At 50.0% G+C, this 15,156-nt stretch carries 20 protein-coding genes; 3 read left to right on the plus strand and 17 right to left on the minus strand.

The genetic code is table 11. From position 1 onward, the window contains the following. Nucleotides 1-34 precede the first annotated feature (34 nt). The 17 genes from NZD86_RS19785 to NZD86_RS19865 all read right to left on the minus strand — a co-directional run bounded on the left by NZD86_RS19785 (nt 35) and on the right by NZD86_RS19865 (nt 13,005). Nucleotides 35-478, minus strand: a complete 444-nt coding sequence (locus NZD86_RS19785) for a DinB family protein (RefSeq protein ID WP_268043775.1) — start codon at nt 476-478, stop codon at nt 35-37. Nucleotides 479-510: 32 nt separating this feature from the next. After that, nucleotides 511-1,071 (minus strand): class I SAM-dependent methyltransferase, encoded by a 561-nt coding sequence (locus NZD86_RS19790; RefSeq protein WP_268043776.1) that lies wholly within the window; start codon nt 1,069-1,071, stop codon nt 511-513. Nucleotides 1,072-1,092: 21 nt separating this feature from the next. Further along, nucleotides 1,093-1,482 (minus strand): DUF302 domain-containing protein, encoded by a 390-nt coding sequence (locus tag NZD86_RS19795; RefSeq protein ID WP_268043777.1) that lies wholly within the window; start codon nt 1,480-1,482, stop codon nt 1,093-1,095. 12 nt (nt 1,483-1,494) lie between these two features. Further along, nucleotides 1,495-1,755 (minus strand): metal-sensitive transcriptional regulator, encoded by a 261-nt coding sequence (locus tag NZD86_RS19800; RefSeq protein WP_268043778.1) that lies wholly within the window; start codon nt 1,753-1,755, stop codon nt 1,495-1,497. Nucleotides 1,756-1,825: 70 nt separating this feature from the next. Then, nucleotides 1,826-2,200 (minus strand): rhodanese-like domain-containing protein, encoded by a 375-nt coding sequence (locus tag NZD86_RS19805; RefSeq protein ID WP_268043779.1) that lies wholly within the window; start codon nt 2,198-2,200, stop codon nt 1,826-1,828. 133 nt (nt 2,201-2,333) lie between these two features. Beyond that, nucleotides 2,334-2,651 (minus strand): thioredoxin, encoded by a 318-nt coding sequence (trxA, locus tag NZD86_RS19810; protein WP_268043780.1) that lies wholly within the window; start codon nt 2,649-2,651, stop codon nt 2,334-2,336. 29 nt (nt 2,652-2,680) lie between these two features. After that, on the minus strand, nt 2,681-2,908 hold the full coding sequence (locus tag NZD86_RS19815) for a sulfurtransferase TusA family protein (RefSeq protein WP_268043781.1): 228 nt from the start codon (nt 2,906-2,908) through the stop codon (nt 2,681-2,683). Nucleotides 2,909-2,927: 19 nt separating this feature from the next. After that, complete coding sequence (locus NZD86_RS19820) at nt 2,928-4,055, minus strand: MBL fold metallo-hydrolase (RefSeq protein ID WP_268043782.1); 1,128 nt, start codon at nt 4,053-4,055, stop codon at nt 2,928-2,930. A gap of 23 nt (nt 4,056-4,078) precedes the next feature. Next, nucleotides 4,079-4,645: a sulfurtransferase TusA family protein gene (locus NZD86_RS19825; RefSeq protein ID WP_268043784.1), complete on the minus strand. Its 567-nt coding sequence runs from the start codon at nt 4,643-4,645 to the stop codon at nt 4,079-4,081. A 22-nt stretch (nt 4,646-4,667) separates the two neighbouring features. Then, nucleotides 4,668-5,444: a sulfite exporter TauE/SafE family protein gene (locus NZD86_RS19830; protein WP_268043785.1), complete on the minus strand. Its 777-nt coding sequence runs from the start codon at nt 5,442-5,444 to the stop codon at nt 4,668-4,670. Between the two features lie 58 nt (nt 5,445-5,502). Beyond that, nucleotides 5,503-5,898, minus strand: coding sequence for a DsrE/DsrF/DrsH-like family protein (locus NZD86_RS19835; RefSeq protein ID WP_268043786.1), 396 nt, complete (start codon nt 5,896-5,898; stop codon nt 5,503-5,505). A gap of 54 nt (nt 5,899-5,952) precedes the next feature. Next, nucleotides 5,953-6,273, minus strand: coding sequence for a rhodanese-like domain-containing protein (locus NZD86_RS19840; protein ID WP_268043787.1), 321 nt, complete (start codon nt 6,271-6,273; stop codon nt 5,953-5,955). Between the two features lie 912 nt (nt 6,274-7,185). Next, the gene (gene rlmD / locus NZD86_RS19845; protein WP_268043789.1) at nt 7,186-8,547 is read right to left on the minus strand and encodes a 23S rRNA (uracil(1939)-C(5))-methyltransferase RlmD; all 1,362 of its coding nucleotides are present in this window, start codon (nt 8,545-8,547) and stop codon (nt 7,186-7,188) included. Between the two features lie 19 nt (nt 8,548-8,566). Further along, nucleotides 8,567-10,003, minus strand: coding sequence for an Asp-tRNA(Asn)/Glu-tRNA(Gln) amidotransferase subunit GatB (gatB, locus tag NZD86_RS19850; protein ID WP_268043790.1), 1,437 nt, complete (start codon nt 10,001-10,003; stop codon nt 8,567-8,569). Then, nucleotides 10,000-11,436 (minus strand): Asp-tRNA(Asn)/Glu-tRNA(Gln) amidotransferase subunit GatA, encoded by a 1,437-nt coding sequence (gene gatA / locus NZD86_RS19855; protein ID WP_268043791.1) that lies wholly within the window; start codon nt 11,434-11,436, stop codon nt 10,000-10,002. The genes gatB and gatA overlap by 4 nt, the downstream gene beginning before the upstream one ends. Beyond that, nucleotides 11,433-11,735, minus strand: a complete 303-nt coding sequence (gatC, locus tag NZD86_RS19860) for an Asp-tRNA(Asn)/Glu-tRNA(Gln) amidotransferase subunit GatC (RefSeq protein ID WP_268043792.1) — start codon at nt 11,733-11,735, stop codon at nt 11,433-11,435. The genes gatA and gatC overlap by 4 nt, the downstream gene beginning before the upstream one ends. Nucleotides 11,736-12,045: 310 nt before the next feature. Next, nucleotides 12,046-13,005, minus strand: coding sequence for an MraY family glycosyltransferase (locus NZD86_RS19865; protein WP_268043793.1), 960 nt, complete (start codon nt 13,003-13,005; stop codon nt 12,046-12,048). A gap of 187 nt (nt 13,006-13,192) precedes the next feature. Between NZD86_RS19865 and NZD86_RS19870 the strand changes: the two genes are divergently transcribed. The 3 genes from NZD86_RS19870 (at nt 13,193) to NZD86_RS19880 (ending at nt 15,148) form a co-directional block, all read left to right on the plus strand. Further along, nucleotides 13,193-13,339, plus strand: coding sequence for a hypothetical protein (locus tag NZD86_RS19870; RefSeq protein WP_268043794.1), 147 nt, complete (start codon nt 13,193-13,195; stop codon nt 13,337-13,339). Nucleotides 13,340-13,524: 185 nt separating this feature from the next. Then, the gene (locus NZD86_RS19875; protein ID WP_268043795.1) at nt 13,525-13,809 is read left to right on the plus strand and encodes a hypothetical protein; all 285 of its coding nucleotides are present in this window, start codon (nt 13,525-13,527) and stop codon (nt 13,807-13,809) included. A 169-nt stretch (nt 13,810-13,978) separates the two neighbouring features. Further along, nucleotides 13,979-15,148, plus strand: a complete 1,170-nt coding sequence (locus tag NZD86_RS19880; protein WP_268043796.1) for a WD40/YVTN/BNR-like repeat-containing protein — start codon at nt 13,979-13,981, stop codon at nt 15,146-15,148. Nucleotides 15,149-15,156 lie beyond the last annotated feature (8 nt).

The raw sequence follows: 15,156 nt of genomic DNA on the forward strand, positions 1-15,156 counted from the left end.
CAAACCGCTGTCCGCAGGTTATAACTCAACATCTTCATCCCTGGAATAGTTTCATCACAAGCGGAATCTGTCCACGGTGATGCGTGGTATGACTAATGGTGAACACAATGAGCTGTCTACGGTTCAACTCACCTACTCTTAATGACAACCCTGGCTTGTCGAGGTCGGATTCAGTTAAGCGCTCCAACACATCTCGAGTATATGGCAGTGTATCCACCCAAGCCTTTTGAATAGTTGGGACATCCCATTGACTTTCCTTGAATGGTGCTTGGGTGTCAATATCCAGCGGTTCCCCCGATATTGCAGAGATGAACTTCTTTTCCACTCTTGCAGTATGATCGATGATAGAAGCTATATTATTGAAGGTCCCATTCGGGCGATACAACCACTGGTCTTGGCTCAAGCCCTCTATCATGTTGTCAATAGTCTGATGCACCAATGTCAACACTTCGAAGTGATCGGATACTTCTTTCAGCATATATGTATTTCGCTCCTTTCAAGCTGTCTTATTCACTCTGCTAAAATTATATAATGATTTGGGTTCGGATAAGAAATTTGACCATGGAATCCCAGTATTTCGACTTCGTGCAGCAAAGTCTCCGGATCGAGTCTTTCCTCCACAGGTGGCCCCATGTCCATCGGCTTCTTTTCCCATTCGATCAAAAGAATTTTTCCATCCGCTCGGAGAATCCGTTTGAATTCAGAAAGTGTTTGTTTCAAGTCGTCTACTTCGTGCAGCACCAGGGAACAAATGATGCGATCCACACTTTCGTCTGGCAACGCTATTCGTTCGGCTGTACTCTCCACTAGCGATACGTTTGATAATCCCTCTCGCTGTACATTTTCCTCTAACAAACGTAGCATTTCTGGAGAAACATCAATGCCATAGACCGTTCCTTCCGTCATGTGAGCAACTGGAAGTGTGAAGTACCCTGGCCCGCATCCGATGTCAGCTATGCTGCTAACTTCCTGAACGTCCAATAAGTTGAGAATCTTATCGGGGGGCAACGCCTTGCGGCGTTCTGGATTGTCCAGCTTTTCAATATGCTTCGGATTAAAACGATGCCCCATAAGTTATCCCACCTTGTTCCTTCATTTCGCTTCGTCAATCGCCTGCTTTAACGATTCCTCAACACCTTGTGCGATATCTTCTAGCGTAGCATCATTGATAACCTGCATCAGAACAGTCGGTCTCGGAAGTCCAATTTTCGTACTTCCATCATTGTCTTGATACACGACCACTTTGCAAGGTAGGAAGTACCCCACTAAACGGTTTTGTGATAATACCTTTTTCGCTTCATGCGGGTTACACACTTCCATGATTCGATAGGGAGTATCGAACTCGACTCCTTTTTCTCGGAGCTTTTCAGGAATATCCATCTGCCAGAGAACACCGAATTTGTGGTTTTTCAGACTTTCCTCCAGCGCTTGTACAGCTTCATCTACAGTCTTGTTGGTTGACACCGAGTAGTGAAAATCCATATATAACGCTCCTTATCGGCTTTTCATTAAAAGGTCGATGGCTTCTTTCAGCACTCCTTCAGCAGAACGGCCATTTTCGATCTCATCACGGATACACTGCTCCATATTCTCTCCAATTACGTACATAACCACTCTATCGACGGCGGATCGAATAGCTGACAATTGAGTCACTACGTCCTTACAGTCTTTTTCTTGGTCCATCATTTGAAGCACTCCCCGAACTTGTCCCTCAATACGACGCAATCGATGCTTCATCTGATCGTTATATTGCATACCCTTCACTCCCTCACGTCATGATAATATACCGCACCCCGCAATATACTTAGCACGAGGCGTGCCATGGTTAAACCGAGTTATTCCAACGCATCATTCCACCAACTACATTTGTTACGTCGGTGTACCCATGTTTATTAAGAATTCTAGCCGCCTGCATACTGCGATTTCCACTTCGACACATCAATACAACCGGCTTGTCTTGGGGGATTTCACCCAACCGTTTGTGAATCTGACTCAACGATATATTCTTAAACCCTTGAACGTGTCCGGATCGGAACTCCCCTGGTTCACGAACATCAATAAACTGGATGCCGCTGCTCTTGTTCTTCAACAGTTCTTTCAAGTCTTCTATATTAACAGATTTGACACCTTTAGCCGGTATCAGCCGATACGCTACGTAAACCACGGCAACTACCGCCACAACAATCCACACAAAACTCATTACGTCTCTCACCTCTCATTATTGGTTTGTTGTAGAGCCAATAGCAAAAATCACGAGGACAAGCGGTCATCCAACATATTCGGACCGCCTTGACCCTCGTGAACCATTGAAACACCCGTCTACGTCTCCGTTATTAAATAACGTTTGAGAGTTGTGCCATTAACGTGTCCTTTGGCATGTATCCCACAATCTGTTTAACTGGTGTCCCGTTACGGAATACAATCATCGTTGGAATGCTCATGATTCCGTACTGTGATGCTGTTTGAGGGTTACGATCAACGTCCAACTTTGCGACCACTAAGTTCTCTTGATTTTCTGTAGCCACTTCTTCCAACACAGGAGCCATCATCTTGCATGGACCACACCAGGTTGCCCAGAAGTCCACTAGTACAGGTTTGTCACTCCGAAGGACATCCTGAAATGTAGCGTCTGTTACCGGAACTGTTGACATCTTTACACCCCCGAATTTATTTATAGGACTCAGCCCTTCTTTACAAAGAACCGGAATACGTCATTGTCCTCTTCCACTTTGACTAGTTCGTTATTCGTACGTTTTACCCAACTCTGAAAGTCATTCAGCGAACCTTTATCGGTCGACTCCAATTGCATAATCTGCCCTGATTCCAAACCTTCGATTGCCTTCTTTGCCTTAACAATCGGCATAGGACAGCTCAGTCCTTTTGCATCCACGAAAATATCTGCTTCCACAATTCGTTCCCTCCTTACGTTATTGGTGATGTACTGCACACCTGTTTGGGCCAATTTCCAGTTCCATTGCTTCTTGGTCCGTCACATGCTCCGTACCTCGGTTAACCCCAACGATACGTTCATAGTTCGGCGGGGTATCCCCAATTGCACTGACGACCCGTTCTGTAAATTTCCGAATATCGGTTGTACGCATTATCTCGTTACTGCGGCGGATCTCGCCGAGTGTAGCCCCTACGTAACCACGTTCATTGATTTCCTTAATATCAGCGTAGTGGGTAGGCAACACGAGCACATCGTCCGGCAAGTCTGCGACTTTCTTGAATACAGTCTCGTACAAAGTCAGAGCCCATTCTTGGGCCTTCCCACCCAAATCAGGCCTACCAAGCCCGCCGACAAATATCGTGTCACCAGACAGCAAAAATTTACGATTTATCACAAAGGATGTACTCCCTGGGGTATGTCCTGGAGTAGGCATCGCCAATACTTCAACATCAACAGCACCGAACTGAACGTGACGGTGTTTCTCTAAGGGTTCAAAGGACTCATTGGAACCCTGCATCTCTCCAGACGAAATATAGTACGTAGCTCCCGTCTGCTTTGCGAGATCAATTCCACCTGAAATATGATCGGCATGTAGGTGAGTATCCATGATATGAGCAATCTTGACGTTTTCCTGTTTTGCAACGTTGATATATTCTTCAATATTCCGCCCTGGATCCACGACTAAAGCGGAGCCTTCTGAAATCACCATGTAGGAAAGGCAACCCTTGGCAAGGCGGTTAAACTGAACCAACTTCATGTGTTCGTCCACAGAGATGGTCACCGGAACGTATAATTGACTCCAACCACGCATGCCTTCTGCCAAGGATTTCACCTGATATCCCTTTTCCTCGAGCATATCGGCCACCATTTCGGATGATCCACCCTTGGCACATACGACCACAATTTCCGTGTTCTTCGGCAAATCCTTATACAAGGCTTCGTCCTCATCAAGGAAGTCGAAGTACGGGATATTTAGCGACTGTACGTTGTGCCCCTCAATTTTCCACTCACTGTAGTCCTCTGGGTTCCGGACATCCAGAATAAATACCGATTCATCTTGACTCATTTTCCGGTGAAGCTGGTCTACACTCAATGTGCCTGCCATGACATATCACCTCATTTCTCGATTTACTGTTGTTCCGTAGGTCCAGTCCATTGGGACATACCTGGAACCACATTTCGAACCTTTGAAAAGCCCTTTCCAGCGAGGATTTGACAAGCAGCATCACTGCGGTTCCCTGTCCGGCAAATCACGTATACCTCTTGTTCGGGGTTCATTTCCTTCACTGCTTCTTCCAGTTGACCCAAGGGTACGGACTTTGCACCTGGGATGTGACCAAAGGCATATTCCATCGGTTCTCGAACATCCAAGACGACCGGTTTTTGTACTAGTTCTTTCAGTAAGTCCTCATTGGACACGACATCTGGGTGTCTCGTTTCTGGTTTCTCTTCGCTGGGATCGGACTTACGAACGTAGTGCTTGTATACGTCATTCTCCTGTTTCGTTCCAATAAACTGGTGGCCAGTGCGGTTAGCCCAACTTTTCATATCGGCCACAGAACCGGGATCGGTTGCTAACACTTCGAGGACCTGACCCGGTGTTAACTCTTCCATCGCCTTCTTGGTCCGAACAATGGGCATTGGGCATGAAAGTCCTTTACAATCAAGCGTCTTATCTACCTTCTGTGTATTCACTGGTGTGTTCGACCTCCAACGGCTACAGAATACTGCTCCAGATTTTAATGGTTGTCCCCACAATCATGACCAGCAAAATGATGCGCAATACTTTCGTATTGATACGCTTACTTACAGTTGTCCCGAGAGGCGCCGCCAAAAGGCTACCGATAACGACGATGACCGAGGGCCATAGCGGGATATGACCCGCCATAACCTTTCCTGCCGTCGCACCGATAGAAGAAATGAATGTAATCGCCAACGAAGTAGCAATGGTAATGCGAGTCGGGATTTTCAAGACAGTCAACATGATAGGGACAAGCATAAATGCCCCACCGGCTCCAACGATGCCGGAAGCTATTCCGACCACCAAAGAAGACACGACGGCAATTGGACGGTTAAAGTTTAGCTCGTCGAGTAGTATGTCATCGATTCCTTTGCGTGGAATCAACATCATGATGACTGCGATTACAGCAAGAATCCCATAAACCATGTTGACGGCGTTCCCTGATAATAATTTGCCACCAAAAGCACCGACAAAACTGCCTATAACAATTGGAATGCCCATGTAGGCGACCAGCCTAAAATTTATAAGCTTCTGTTTTCGGATGGCCACTACACCAGCCATCGTGGCAAAGAAGACTTGTACGGCTACAACACCAGACACTTGATGCGGCGTGAAACCCAAAAATCCCATCATCACAGGAACATACAACAACAACGGATAGTTGATTATGGCTCCTCCGATGCCAAGGAGTCCCGATAGGAACGAACCGACGAAAGCGATACAAAATAGTGTAGCGACGTACCCGAACGTCATTTTCAATCGCTCCTTCAGTCACTTATGGACAGTCGGAGCTGAAGACCCCAACTCGTGCTTAGAACGTAACGCTAACATCGGCGTCATATGCAAAGTCCAAGAATGTAGCGGCGCCACCTACCTCGATACCGTCGATGAAATGCTCCTTTTGCAGTCCTGTTACATCCATCGTCATTTGACATGCAATGAGCTTTACGCCACTTTCCTTCGCAATTTCGAGAAGCTCTTGGATAGATGGTACATTTGCCTTCTTGAACCCCTCCATGTAATGTTCCTTACCTGCCCCCATCGTCAGTAGGGTTGAAGCATCCTTGTGAATGATGGTGAGTCCATCAAAAGTAAAGAAAATTCCTACCTCGGCATCAGTTGCCGCAGCCGCAGTGGCGATGTTTAAGACCTTATATGCAGTTTCCAATCCACCATTTGATGCAATAATCGCGACACGCTTCGTCATAATTTATTTTCCTCCTCAAATTTGTAAGTGACGCCTCTACGGAATAACTCGCAGTTATCTTTCAATATCTCCATCCCAAGCATTCATGCCACCGAGCATATTTTTTACGTTTGAATAGCCCATTTTCACCAAAAACTCACAGGCCTTGTGACTACGGCCTCCACTGCGACAGACCAAAATGGTTTCTTGACGTGGATCGAATTCCTGGTACCGATCCGCCAAGTTCGACAGGGGGACGTGCTTGGCTCTTGGAATCATACCTTCTCGGACCACTTCAGCTACTTCCCTAACATCTACAATAACTAGGGACTCGCCACGCTTTAGGCGCTCCTTAACATCAAGAGGAAGAATGTTAATAATGAGTTGGTTAGTCATAGTATCTACGACCTCCTCTCGTATACCCATACGGGTATATTTTCGGGGTTTTTAGAGGGAACCTCTTGCGGTTCCCTAACACACATCAGTTTACCCCACGGGGTATATTATCTATACCCCCAGGAGTATTGTCAAGCGAATAAGAGATGATTTGATGGTATACTATATACAAGTAAATAAATCGGTTTTTGCGGAGATGTGTCCAAATGCGGAATAAAATAATGAATTGGTTAAAAGAAGCTTGCCCTTTGTGTCATGAAAACTTGGTCCCACAAAGGTCCTCATACTGTTGTACAGTTTTGGCTTGTCCCAAAGAACACTATCGTATAGAAAGACACGCATTCATCGGAATACCAATTGAATACGTGGAAACGAATGAGCTTCGGTCCTAATCTTGCATGGAACTTTACTGTTACTCGAAGTGCCATGTTTCTAGAACTGAGTAGACGATTTTTATTACATCAGTCTTCATGGCGTAACTCGTTGTTTTTTGCTAACTTATCATTACAAACCGAGTAATGTTGTCGGTGCCATTAACCGTCAAATCAACGGATATCAGACATAACGATAAATAATCTAAGTGTCCGAATGGAATCACGATGAAGCTAAAAACAAAAAGACTATCCACCTATAGCTAGCTTCCTCTTTTTTGTCTTGTCGTGACTATTCCATACGTCCATCGAGTACCTTTTAGGGTGGAACCTCATAAACCCGACAATAACATCGTATCGTTTCGATAATACCTCAGTTGTCGATAATGCTTCCCTCCTCATGGTCCTATTTTGATATGTAAGCCCAAAAGACTAGTCCCGTAGACAAGAATCAACTTGGCGTACCTTGATACACCAAGTTGATTTTAGGACGCCCAAATTTCAGTTTCGTAAATTAATGTAGTCTGCATGCCCGAAGAATTTAGTCGGCGAGATATGTTGATACAACGCACTCCACATGCGACGTCTGCGGAAACATGTCAAAAGGCTGCATCGCTTCCACCTTGTACCCGCCTGCGAGCAGTCCCTTCAAGTCCCGCTGCAGGGTTGCCGGGTTACACGACGCATAGACGATGCGGCGGGGCTTTGCTTCGATCACGGCCGATAGCGCAGCCGCATCGATACCTTTGCGCGGCGGGTCGAACACGACGACGTCCGCGTGGCCGCCATCTTCCACCCACTTCGGCATCCACTCTTCCACACGTCCCGCGATGAACTCGGCATTCTCGATCCCGTTATCGTCCCGATTCACCCGCGCATCCGAGACGGCCGAAGCGATCTCCTCGATCCCGACGGCACGCCCCGACTCCTTCGCCAGCATGAGCGTCATCGTGCCGATGCCGCAGTACGCGTCGATGACCGTGTCGTCCGATTTCAGCGCAGCGTACTCCCGAACTGTTTCATACATCCGCTCGGCCATCCCCGTCTGTACCTGCAAGAACGATCTCGGCGACACCCGAAACGGAATCCCCGATATCTCCTCGATAAGCGTACCGGATCCCTTCATGGTTTCCACCGTCCGGCCCCACACAGGTCCACCGAGTTTGGGCTGGACCGTGACAGCCGTTGTCACTGCACGTGGCGCATCGAACGTCTTCAAAGCCGCCCGCAGGGCTTCAGGCTTGCGAAAGACGGCAAAGACGACAACTTGTTCCCCGTTTGCGGCCGATTCACGAACGATGACGTGGTGCACGAGCGACGCGATGTCCGGTCCGACGCCCTCTAAAAATTTGCGCGCTTCATTGAGCGTCTCTTGCATGGTTTCACTTTGAAGATGGCAGGAGTCCGTGGGGATCAGATCATGTGTAGCTGCCCCATAAAACCCCATCTCTACAGACTTTTCGTCGCTGTTGTAGCGAAATGGCATCTGTACCTGGTTGCGGTACCGAAATGGCTCGTCTGAGCCAATGATCGGCCGAACAACCTTGTCTGCGTCGAGACCCACTTGCTTTGCAACGCGAGCGATTCGCGACGTCTTCCACTCGAGCTGACCTTCATATGTGAGATGTTGAACTTGGCAACCTCCGCATTCCCCGAAGACGGGGCACGGCGCATCTTGCCTGTCGGGTGATGTGGAGTGGCGTTCAAGCAACAAAGCCCGGGCGAAGCGGCGCTGCCTGTCGGTAATCCGAACAGTCGCGCGCTCCCCGGGCAGTAGATACGGTACGAAGACCGTAAATCCATTTACTGTTGCCACGCCATCTCCATCGTCGTTGAGGCGAATCGCCGTCACGTCGTACGTTCCACCAGCCTGAACTGGATGGTCCAATTTGGAGTCTGGCATCATAATCCTCCGATTTGTGTCAGTCTAGGGCATTGATTTTGGCGATAAGCAGATCATTTACCATGGTCGGGTTGGCTTTGCCCTTCGTCGCTTTCATCACTTGGCCGACGAGTGCACCGAGTGCCCTGTCCTTACCGCCCTTAAAGTCTGCCACGGATTTCGCGTTGTTGGCGAGAACCTCGTCAATGATGGGGCCGAGAACAGACTCGTCGCTGATTTGCTCGAAGCCCTTCTCTTTAATGATTTCCTGTGCTGACTTGCCGCTCTCCCACATAAACTTGAAGACTTCGCGAGCCTGCTTCGAGGAAATCTTGCCAGAGTTCATTTCGCCTATCAGGCCAGCCAAGTTTTCTGGCGAGATCGGGCTATCTGTCCACGTCTTAGCTTCGTTGTTCAATGCCCCGAGCACGTCACTCATGACCCAGTTACTCGCAGCTTTCGCATCGACACCCAATGCGATGACCCGTTCATAGTACTGCGCCATAAAGGGATCAGCCGTCAGCACGCCCGCGTCGTATTCCGGGAGACCGAGCCCACTCACATACCGATCACGTTTTGCGAGCGGCAGCTCCGGCAAGGATCCGCGAATGCGATTGAGCCAGGCATCGTCGATGTCGAGATCGACGAGGTCCGGTTCCGGGAAGTAGCGATAATCGTGCGCCTCTTCCTTGGAGCGCATGGTGATGGTCGTCTGCGTTGCCTCGTCAAAGCGGCGGGTTTCTTGGTCAACCGTGCCACCCTGCTCATAGATTGCCCGTTGGCGCTCCACTTCATATTCCAGGCCGCGCTGAACGTTGCGGAACGAGTTCATGTTCTTGAGTTCCGCCTTGTTGCCGAACTTCGTCTCGCCAACTGGACGAAGTGAGATGTTGGCGTCGCAGCGAAGCGATCCTTCCTCCATGCGGCAGTCCGACACGTCACAGTACTGCATAATGCTCTTCAAGGCTTCCAGGTACAGACGTGCTTCTTCAGGTGTCCGAATATCCGGCTCCGACACGATTTCGACGAGCGGGACACCCGTGCGGTTGAAGTCGACCAGCGTGTGCGATCCGTCCGCCGCGTGCGTCGACTTACCCGCATCTTCCTCCAGGTGCAAGCGCGTGATTCCGATTCGTTTGCGCTCCCCGTTCACATCGATCTCGATGTAACCATGCTCTCCAACCGGCTTATCAAACTGCGAAATTTGATACCCCTTCGGCGAGTCTGGATAGAAGTAGTTTTTCCGGTCAAACTTCGACTCTTGGTTGATGGTGCAGTTGAGTGCCGTCGAAGCGCGCAGCGCCAACTCCACAGCCTGCTGATTGAGAACCGGGAGGGCGCCGGGATGGCCCATGCACACGGGGCATACGTTCGTGTTCGGCTCTGACTTGCTGTCGTTTTTACATCCACAAAAGATCTTCGAGTTCGTCTTCAGTTCAACGTGGACTTCGAGTCCAATGACCGTCTCGTAGTTCATTCTGCCACCCCCAACTCCGGCTTTGGCCACGAGAAGTCGCGCAATTGTTCATATGCGTGAGAAACGCGCAAAATCGTTCGTTCATCGAACGGCTTCGCGAGGATTTGCAGGCCAACTGGCAACCCGTCAACAAATCCGCACGGAATGCTCGCGCCAGGGATACCCGCGAGATTGGCCGGAATGGTATACATGTCGTTCAGGTACATTTCGAGCGGATCGTCCGCCTTTTCTCCAAGTTTGAACGCCGTCGTCGGTGTCGTCGGCATGACGATGACGTCACAGGACTCAAACGCCGTTTCGTAGTCTTGGCGAATCAGTGTACGCATTTGCTGTGCGCGCTTGTAGTACGCGTCATAATAGCCGGATGACAATGCGTATGTCCCGATGATGATGCGTCGCTTAACTTCCATGCCGAAACCTTGGCTGCGGCTCTGTTCGAACAGATCGATCATGCTGCTCGCCTCAGCCCGACGCCCATAGCGCACACCGTCATACCGTGCAAGGTTGGAAGACGCTTCAGCAGGCGCGATCAGGTAATAGGTCGCGACGGCGTATTCGGAGTGCGGCAAATCCACTTCCACGACTTCAGCACCCGCACCCTGCAACGCGCGAATGGCTCCATCAACGGCTGCCTTGATGGCCGGATTCAAACCTTCCTCTGTCAGATTCCGCACAATGCCGATGCGCAGACCCTTGACACCTTTGTTCAAATCCGCGGTGAAATCTTCTGTACCCACTTTTGCAGACGTGGAATCACGCTCGTCGTAACCGGAAATGGCGTTCATCACGATGGCAGCGTCTTCTGCCGTTCGTGTGAACGGACCAATTTGATCGAGCGAAGAAGCAAAAGCCATGAGTCCGTAACGGGACACACGTCCGTATGTCGGCTTCAGACCGAAAACTCCGCAAAAGGCTGCAGGTTGACGGATGGATCCACCCGTATCCGACCCAAGCGCGAACGGCACGAGCCCTGCTGCAACCGCCGCTGCGGATCCGCCACTCGATCCGCCAGGCACATGCCCACGGCCATACGGATTTAGCGTCTTTTGAAATGCAGACGTCTCCGTTGAAGATCCCATGGCGAACTCGTCCATATTTGTCTTGCCGACGAGAACGCCGCCTGCGCTACGCAGCTTATTTTCCACTGTTGCGTTATACGGCGGTACGTAGTTCTCCAAAATTCTTGATGCCGCCGTCGAGCGAATTCCTTCTGTAACCATGTTGTCTTTGAGGGCATACGGGACGCCTCCCAACGGACCGGTTGGCTTCTTGTCGGCCAAATCGGTTGCATGGTCGGCAGTGACCGTAAGGAAGGACTTTAATTCACCGTCAATTTTTTCAATCGCGTCCAGAGAGGTCTTCACCCAGTCCGCGGCGGTCGTTTCACCCTTTTGAATGGATGCTAAAATTTCCTTCACACTATGTACGCTCATGCATCGCCGCCCCCTTCCAGAACAGCTGGTACACGGACTTGTCCAGCGTCTGAATCCGGTGCGTTAAGAAGGGCCTTGTCGTGTGGAAGACTCGGACGAACGACATCATCCCGCAATACGTTCGTTTGACGGAATGGGTGACTCGTGGGAATCACATCCGTCATGTCCACTTCCTGAAGTTTCTCAGCGTACTCCAAAATATCGCTCAACTGAGGGGCCAACACTTGTCTCTCCGACTCCGGCATCGCTAGTCGAGCCAGGCGAGCGACGTGACTGACCGTCTCTTCGGTAATTTTCAACTGCTTGTCCCTCCTAAAGAAACAGGAAATCGCATGGTACAGTGGTTCTTCTGGGGATTATAGCACACAAGGGCGGCGTCAAGCATTTGCTGCCCTTGGCGCCAGCCGTCGGGCTTTCCGGGAAACAAAAAAGTGGTCACTCATGGCCAACAGAGGGTGTCCGCAAAAGTTCACAAACTCTCTTTGGTTGGGACGCCTAGGCATTGAAAAAGCCTTCACTCACGTACGCCTAAGCACGGCTCCATAGCTTTTTCAAGGCCTAGGTGCCCCAAATCGAATCTCACCTGTGAACCTTTGCGGACACGCTCCATTATTGTGCGACCAAAAGCACCACGATAGAAGCGAGGGAAAAACAGACACCGAGCAGGTATAGGAAAGCGACCGTTTGAACCTGTGTCAGTCCCGACTTCATGAGCAAGTGGAACGTGTGCCCTTTGTCCGCAATGTAAATGGGTCGATTCTCTTTGAAGCGACGAAAAATAACCCAAACCGTATCGAGAATGGGCACCCCAAGTGCCAGTACTGGGACGATTAGCGATACGATGGTCGCACTCTTAAAGGCTCCGTCGATCGCGATGGCTGCCAGCACATACCCGAGAAAAGTGGCACCCGCATCGCCCATGAAGATTCTCGCGGGATGAAAGTTGTGCCGAAGGAACCCAACTGAACTCCCCATGAGAGCGACGCCCAATATTGCCATGACATCTTGGTGTTTCAAGACCGCGATGAAGACCAGTGTCAGTGCCGAAATAGCCGCCAACCCGGAAGCAAGTCCGTCGACTCCGTCCAAAAAGTTCATCATGTTTGTGATGGCGACGACCCAGATAACCGTAGCAAGAACGGAAACCCACAACGGAAAGCTATCATATCCGTGGTGAAAAGGTAGGTTCACTCCGCTGATCCGAATGTGAAAGAAGACAAGGACCACGGCGGCGACGATTTGCATGAGGAACTTGGGTAGTGCCTTAAAGTCCCGACCTCGCGTCTTATAAAAGTCGTCAATAATTCCGATGCCGAAAATAAGGAATCCCCCAACCGCGATCCCCCAAAATGTCGGACCAGCGCGCCCCAGGATACCGGCTGTCGCAATGAACGACACGTAAATCGCTATCCCGCCCAGTAGCGGTATGGGCTCCGTATGAATTTTTCGCTGATTCGGCCTGTCGACAAAACCGGTTTTGATGGCTAGTTTTCGAATCAGTGGAACCAATCCGTATGCAATTAAAAATGCTACCGCGAAGCACATGAGGTAGTACCACATGGGAATCATGTTGTGTCAAGTGACCTCCTATCATAGGCAACCTTGCACACTGCCCTCATTATAGCAAACGTCATATCGAATGCGGATTGAATTTACCTTTGCGCCTTGAAGTTTTCGATTTTCTGTCATGGCACGTCAACCTTGTACATAGCATAGAGCAAGGAACATGATCGTCATCTAAAGGAGGCCTTGATTCATGGTACCTCACGATATCATCATAGGTTTAATCATTGCTCTGCCTATCGCTTTCTTGGTTGGTCGGTACTCGACCCGCATTACGTTTTTTCATGCGCAAACAGAACAGAAGCTAACCGTTTCCGAATTTCTCAAGTCTCGCGAATAGTCTGAGACATAGAAAATAACCACCCGACCATTCCTGCGAATAAACAAAAGGGCGTGCCGCGAAGGCTCGCCTTTCTTGTGCTTGAGCACTGGTTTTCCAGCGATGAATGAGGGTCTGCAGTTCGTTGTGGATGGACAGCTTTTCATGTGGGTATGCTACTCCCAGTCTGCCAAGGAGGCCGTGCAGTGTCGGATACCATTCGGTTTTCAGCAAACGATCACGACTATACCATTCACACACGAGTTCCCAAAGGCAGCACGAACGGCTTTTGCATGGAGTTTCAAGTGGAAGCCGGAACAGAGCGGTACCGTCCCTTCTGGCCAGTACTATATCCTTCTCAGTCACGTACGAGACTGGGCATCAACTCAATTGACGGATCTCCCAGACTCTCTGCGAAACATCGAAACTCGTTAACGTCAAAATGGTCGGCCTGCATTCATAATCGTGATCGTGTGAAAGTAACGGAATGAACCGACCGAAGTCCACTGTCTTCGCGTGTGACAATACGAACCCTGCCCCTCCGCTTTGAAAAATCAACCAGTCATAAATTGCTCCTTTCCGCGCAAAATCCCCATGACGATCCACATCCAATACTACCCAGAGGCAGCCTTAGAACGACGAGAAAGGAGATTGTTGCGCATGAGAAAACTGGCTTTGACAGGGCTCTCGTTGATTGCACTTTCAATCGCTTGTGTAGGCTTGAACGCCTATAGGGTCGTACATGTCGCAGGCGGAGGACACGAACTATACGCCGCAGGGCAAGGTGCTGTCACCGCGTCCGATATCCAAATGGTTTCGGAACATGTCCAAACGTCACCTGTCGAATCTTCCTCGCTGACAGGCGTATCGTTCATTTCCACGTCCGTGGGCTTTCTTGCGGGAAATGATGGCATTTATAAGACAGCGGATGGGGGAAAAACGTGGTCGCGACTATACCACTCAAACGATCCCGTGCTTGGTGTTCAAGCCAAGTACCAGCCTGAGGGAAGCAAGCAATACGTGGTCGCCTACACAAAGACGAATTTACTCGTCAGCACAAATGGCAAGGCATTCAGCAAAGAGACTGTTCCAAACATCGGGACATTCCAATTCGAGGGCGTGTCTTTGCTTGATAATGGGGTCATGTGGGTATTGAACAATGGGTCTGTTTTGGGCTCCGATCCCATGACCGGCCAACTAAAGGATCTCATACCTGGTAAAAAAGTCGGTTCCCTTGCGCTCAGCTCCCCCGAAGTTGGCTATGTAACGGTGGATCAGTCCATCTTGAAAACGACCGATCACGGCCAACATTGGACAAAAGTCTTCACCGCCCCCCTCAAAAACGGTCCTTGGCGCACCAAACTGGAAGCCACGGGCAACCATGTCGCGGTCCTCTTTTACGGCGGCGACGCCGGGATGGGTCAAAGCGCATACATCCTGTATCAATCAAATGACGCAGGAAGGACTTGGGATCCCACCGTGAGCGAGGGATACTTCTCGTCTGATTACATGGGTGCTAGGCCACGGAGTGGTACGAACGCCGGTGAGCAACCGGGCCCATTTAAACTTCTCCCGACTGGTGAATTGTTCATGCTTGGGCTGAAATCGAATCACGGTGGCTTGACCACACTAACGGGATTTACGAGCCGTGGAAAGTTCGCCTTTCAACGCGTGGTTGGGACGGATCGGATGAACGTATTCGACTTCCTAAATGCACCCATCGCCATCAGCGCCGTTGACAGTCAACATATTTGGGTTGTCGGCAGCAAGGACAAGCACCCCGTTATCCTGCGGTCGAAAGACGGGGGTCTCTCGTGGATGCGGGCGTGATCGAGACA

Origin of the sequence: Alicyclobacillus dauci, from assembly GCF_026651605.1 — a bacterium.
Lineage (GTDB): Bacteria > Bacillota > Bacilli > Alicyclobacillales > Alicyclobacillaceae > Alicyclobacillus > Alicyclobacillus dauci.

Coding starts and splice junctions, on each gene's coding strand:
- gatA (WP_268043791.1), bottom strand. CDS start 11,436: ATGAGCGTACATAGTGTGAAGGAAATTTTAGCATCCATTCAAAAGGGT.
- NZD86_RS19785 (WP_268043775.1), bottom strand. CDS start 478: ATGCTGAAAGAAGTATCCGATCACTTCGAAGTGTTGACATTGGTGCAT.
- trxA (WP_268043780.1), bottom strand. CDS start 2,651: ATGTCAACAGTTCCGGTAACAGACGCTACATTTCAGGATGTCCTTCGG.
- NZD86_RS19840 (WP_268043787.1), bottom strand. CDS start 6,273: ATGACTAACCAACTCATTATTAACATTCTTCCTCTTGATGTTAAGGAG.
- rlmD (WP_268043789.1), bottom strand. CDS start 8,547: ATGCCAGACTCCAAATTGGACCATCCAGTTCAGGCTGGTGGAACGTAC.
- NZD86_RS19880 (WP_268043796.1), top strand. CDS start 13,979: ATGAGAAAACTGGCTTTGACAGGGCTCTCGTTGATTGCACTTTCAATC.
- NZD86_RS19870 (WP_268043794.1), top strand. CDS start 13,193: ATGGTACCTCACGATATCATCATAGGTTTAATCATTGCTCTGCCTATC.
- NZD86_RS19800 (WP_268043778.1), bottom strand. CDS start 1,755: ATGCAATATAACGATCAGATGAAGCATCGATTGCGTCGTATTGAGGGA.
- NZD86_RS19835 (WP_268043786.1), bottom strand. CDS start 5,898: ATGACGAAGCGTGTCGCGATTATTGCATCAAATGGTGGATTGGAAACT.
- NZD86_RS19865 (WP_268043793.1), bottom strand. CDS start 13,005: ATGATTCCCATGTGGTACTACCTCATGTGCTTCGCGGTAGCATTTTTA.
- gatB (WP_268043790.1), bottom strand. CDS start 10,003: ATGAACTACGAGACGGTCATTGGACTCGAAGTCCACGTTGAACTGAAG.
- NZD86_RS19820 (WP_268043782.1), bottom strand. CDS start 4,055: ATGGCAGGCACATTGAGTGTAGACCAGCTTCACCGGAAAATGAGTCAA.
- NZD86_RS19830 (WP_268043785.1), bottom strand. CDS start 5,444: ATGACGTTCGGGTACGTCGCTACACTATTTTGTATCGCTTTCGTCGGT.
- NZD86_RS19790 (WP_268043776.1), bottom strand. CDS start 1,071: ATGGGGCATCGTTTTAATCCGAAGCATATTGAAAAGCTGGACAATCCA.
- NZD86_RS19795 (WP_268043777.1), bottom strand. CDS start 1,482: ATGGATTTTCACTACTCGGTGTCAACCAACAAGACTGTAGATGAAGCT.
- NZD86_RS19805 (WP_268043779.1), bottom strand. CDS start 2,200: ATGAGTTTTGTGTGGATTGTTGTGGCGGTAGTTGCCGTGGTTTACGTA.